Genomic DNA, 3,939 nt, shown 5'->3' with positions numbered 1-3,939 from the left:
CGCGGCGTCCGACGACCTCACGTCGCCGCTGGACGAGCAGGCCGGGTCGCCGCCGTCCGCGGGCGGGCCGACGCCGGACAAGTACTGCGGGAACTGCACGCACTTCGAGTACACCGACACCGGGCAGGGCATGCAGCCGTACTGCGGGCTCTACGAGGAGGAGATGAGCGACATGGAAGCCTGCGAGTGGTGGGAGCGAAACGACCGCTAGCCTCTCGAGGCGCCGCCCGCCAGTCGGTCACAGTTCTGCGAGCCGGGCTTCGACGTCGTCCCAGTGACTGCCACGCCAGAAGTACTGCCCGCAGTCCGCACAGCGCCACAGCGCGTCGACGCCGTCGGTGACGTAGTCCGGCAGGGCCGTCGGCTTCGAAACGCGGGCCAGGTCGCCGTTGCACGCGCCGCAGCGCTCGCCGGGCGAAAGCGACAGGTCGACGCCGTCGGCCGCGAGTTCGCGGAGTTGCTCGTCGGTGTCTTTCGCTGTCACGAGAACGCTGTCCGACGCCTGCGCTGCCAACTGTCGGTCCCGGGTGACGAGCACGCGGCCCTCGCTGTCGGCGAGCCGCCGGAGGTCGTCGTCGGCGTCGACGCCGCGGTCGAGCGCGTACGCGGCGTCGTGGCCGCACATCCGCAGCAGACGCGCGAGGTCGCCGAGCATCGCGTCCAGCAGGAACCGCATCGCGGCTACTCGAGGAACTCCCGGACGCCGTCCGCGTCGCGGGTGTTGAGGACGTCGCCGGCCTCCGCCCACCCGCGGCGGGCGGTGTGGACGCCGTACTCGATGTACTCGTACTCGCTGGCGGAGTGCGCGTCCGTGTTCACGGCGATAGTCGCGCCGGCGTCGACGGCGGTCTGGACGACGCTCCCCCAGAGGTCCAGGCGGTGGGGGTTGCTGTTGATTTCGAGCGCCGTGCCGGCGTCTGCGGCGGCCGCTGCGAGCGCGTCCGGGTCGAACTGCATCGCGGGCCGGTCGTTGATGAGGCGGCCCGACGGGTGGCCGAGGACGTCGACCCCGGGGTGTTCGATGGCCGCGACGAGGCGCTCGGTCTGGTCGCCGCCGCTCTCGCCGAGGCCGCTGTGCGGGCTGGCGATGACGACGTCCAGGTCCGCCAGCAGGTCGTCGCTGGTCTCCACGACGTCGCCGTCCTCCGTGATGTTCACCTCGATGCCGTGGAACACGTCGATGTCGACGGCGTCCCGCGCGGCCTCGAGTTCGTCCACCTGTTCGCGGATGTCAGCGTCCGAGAGGCCGGTGTCGCCGAACACGCCCGGCCCGTCGGCGTGGTCTGTGATTGCGACGTAGTCGTGGCCGACGGACTCGGCGGCCTCGAGCATGTCCCGCACCGAGAGTTCGGCGTCCGACCAGTTCGTGTGCGTGTGCAGGTCCCCGCGGACGTCCGGCCGTTCGACGAGGTCGGGGAGGTCGCCGCTGATGGCCGCCTCGACCTCGCCGCGGTCCTCGCGGAGTTCCGGCGGCATCCAGGGGAGCCCGACCGCGTCGTAGACCCCTTCCTCCGTCTCGCCGGCGAGTCGCTCCCCGACGCGCTGGCCCTCCGCGTCACCCGCCACGTCGCTGACGTCGAAGACGCCGTACTCGTTGACTTTCTTGCCCTGCTCGATGGCGTGGTTGCGCAGGGTGATGTTGTGGTCCTTGTTCCCCGTGAAGTACTGCAGCGCCGCGCCGAACTCCTCGTCGACCACCACGCGCAGGTCCACGCGCAGGTCGTTCATCCGCACGCTCGTCTTCGTCGGCCCGAGGTCCAGCGTCTCGTCGACGCGGTCCCAGTTGACGAGGGCTTCGCCCACGGCCTCGCCGGCGTCGCTGGCCGCGAGCACGTCCACGTCACCGATGGTCTCCCGCCAGCGCCGCGTCGACCCGGCGACCTCGACGCGGTCGACCTCGTCGACGTCCGCGAGGAACGACCGCACGTCCTCGGCGACGGGGCGGCCGTCCCCGAGCAGTTCGCGCTCCTGTGCCGCCCGCGCGAACTCGATGTGGTCGAGGATGTTCTGCTCGGTCTTCGGCCCGAACCCCTCCACGTCCTGGACGTCTCCCGCACGGGCCACCTCCTCCAGGTCGTCCAGCGTCTGCACGCCGAGCGCGTCGTAGAGCTGCTTGACAGTCTTCGGGCCGACGCCCTCCACGGCGGTCAACTGCTCGATGTCCACGGGGAGTTTCTCGCGTTCCGCCGCCAGTTCCTCGATCTCACCGGTCTCGATGTACTCGACGACCTTCGACGCGATGGACTCCCCGACCGCGTCGATCTGCTGGACGGCGTCCGCGCCCTCCGCGGCGAGGTCCTCGACCGCGTCCGGGTAGTCGCGGATGTTCGACGCCGCGCGCCGGTACGTGTTCGGCTTGTAGTCGACGTCCTGGGCCTCCAGCAGGTCGGCGTACTCCTCGAGCACGCTCGCGACCTCGGTGTTCCGGCTCATCGCCCGACCCCCGGGACGACGGCCCGGATTCCCCGTCCGGTCATCGTTTGATGCCCTCGTTGTCGTCGTGGCCCAGCGCCTCCTTCAGGAACGAGAACCACCGCTTCTTGTCGGCGCGCTCGCTTGCCTCCATCTCGGCTTCGAGGTTCGTCGTGCCAAGCGACTCCAGGGCGTTCAGTGCCCGGTCGAGGCCGATGATGCCCTCGACGAGGCGCTCGCCCTCCTCGCGGGTGACGTTCCCGTCCTCGAGGCGCTGTCGGCGCTGCAGGCGCTCCCGACGCAGGAGTTTCTTGGCCTCCTCGACGTCCTCGCGGCGGTCCGCCGGCACCGACTCGGCCTGCTTCACCTCGAAGACGAACTCCCGTAATTCGAACTCCTCGCCCTGCAGGTCGACGACTGTCGGGATGGACGCTCCCACGGTCGCGGCCTCCCGGTCGACCCGTTCGAGGAGTTGTTTCCGCTCGAACTCGCGCATACCGGACCTACTGTCGGCACCCGCAAAAGCCCCCCGGCTACGTCACCTCGCCGCCGACCCACCCGAGAGTGGAGCGCACAGTTACCGCCCAGCGTCCGGATTTCCCGGCCGGAGCGTCGGAGACCCAAAACGATAACCACGGGCCTACCTAACCCACCGCCAATGGCGAAGTGTGACCGGTGTGGCGAGCAGGAGTCGATGCCATACCAGTGTCGGCTCTGCGGCGGGACGTACTGCTCGAAACACAGGCTCCCGGAGAACCACGACTGTCCGGGCCTCGACGACTGGAACGACCCCGGCGGCGTCTTCGACAGCGGATTCGACGACAGCGTCCAGGACACGGGCAGCAACGGCGACGGGCTCGCCGCCCGCGTGCCCGTTGACACGGGGCCGGGGGGCGTGCTCGCGTACTTCCGCGGGAACGTCGCGTTCACGCTGCTGGCGCTGATGTGGGTGACGTTCCTGCTGCAGTACCTGGTCGCGCCCGCGCTCGGCATCGGGCCTTACACCCAGGAGTGGTTCAACCTCTTCACGATCAACACGGCCGAACCGCTGGCCGTCTGGACGTGGGTGACGTCGGTGTTCTCCCACGGCGGCTTCGGGCACATCGTGTTGAACAGCATCGTGCTGTACTTCTTCGGCCCGGTCGTCGAGAAGCGCATCGGCTCCGCGAAACTCGTCGGCCTGTTCGTGATTGCCGGCGCGCTGGCAGGCCTCGCGCAGGTCGGCGCAGCGCTCATCGCGAACCCGTCGTGGTGGGGGCAGTCGCTGACGACTTCCACTGGCTCCGCGGTGCTCGGCGCGAGCGGCGCCATCGCCGCCCTCCTCGGCGTGTTGACGGTGCTCAACCCGAACCTCCGCATCTACCTCTACTTCGTGATTCCGATGCCGCTGTGGCTGGCGACGCTGCTGTTCGCGGGCTACTCCATCTTCGCGTCGACGGTCGGCGGCATCGGCGCGGGCGGCGTCGCGCAGTTCGCGCACCTCGCGGGCCTCGGCATCGGCCTGCTGTACGGCGCGAAACTGAAACG

The 3,939-nt window shown here is 69.7% G+C and carries 5 protein-coding genes; 2 read left to right on the top strand and 3 right to left on the bottom strand.

From position 1 onward, the window contains the following. Nucleotides 1-211, top strand: a 211-nt coding sequence (locus GRX66_RS17175) for a DUF7140 domain-containing protein (RefSeq protein ID WP_449271472.1), incomplete at its 5' end; no start/stop codon positions are given. A 27-nt stretch (nt 212-238) separates the two neighbouring features. Here GRX66_RS17175 and GRX66_RS17170 read toward each other — a convergent pair. Genes GRX66_RS17170 through GRX66_RS17160 form a run of 3 tightly spaced genes read right to left on the bottom strand, consistent with a single transcriptional unit; the run spans nt 239 to nt 2,908 of the window. Further along, entirely contained in the window at nt 239-676 is a 438-nt protein-coding gene (locus tag GRX66_RS17170) for a Mut7-C RNAse domain-containing protein (RefSeq protein ID WP_159527605.1), read from the bottom strand. A gap of 5 nt (nt 677-681) precedes the next feature. After that, nucleotides 682-2,433, bottom strand: coding sequence for a DNA polymerase/3'-5' exonuclease PolX (gene polX, locus GRX66_RS17165; protein ID WP_159527604.1), 1,752 nt, complete (start codon nt 2,431-2,433; stop codon nt 682-684). A gap of 40 nt (nt 2,434-2,473) precedes the next feature. Beyond that, nucleotides 2,474-2,908, bottom strand: coding sequence for a DUF5788 family protein (locus tag GRX66_RS17160; RefSeq protein ID WP_159527603.1), 435 nt, complete (start codon nt 2,906-2,908; stop codon nt 2,474-2,476). Between the two features lie 162 nt (nt 2,909-3,070). On the opposite strand from GRX66_RS17160, the gene GRX66_RS17155 reads away from it, so the two are divergent. Further along, nucleotides 3,071-3,939, top strand: an 869-nt coding sequence (locus GRX66_RS17155) for a rhomboid family intramembrane serine protease (RefSeq protein ID WP_159527602.1), incomplete at its 3' end; no start/stop codon positions are given.

The organism is Halobacterium bonnevillei (assembly GCF_009831555.1).
GTDB classification, from domain to species: Archaea; Halobacteriota; Halobacteria; order Halobacteriales; family Halobacteriaceae; genus Halobacterium; species Halobacterium bonnevillei.
This window is presented reverse-complemented; position numbering and strand designations above follow the sequence as displayed.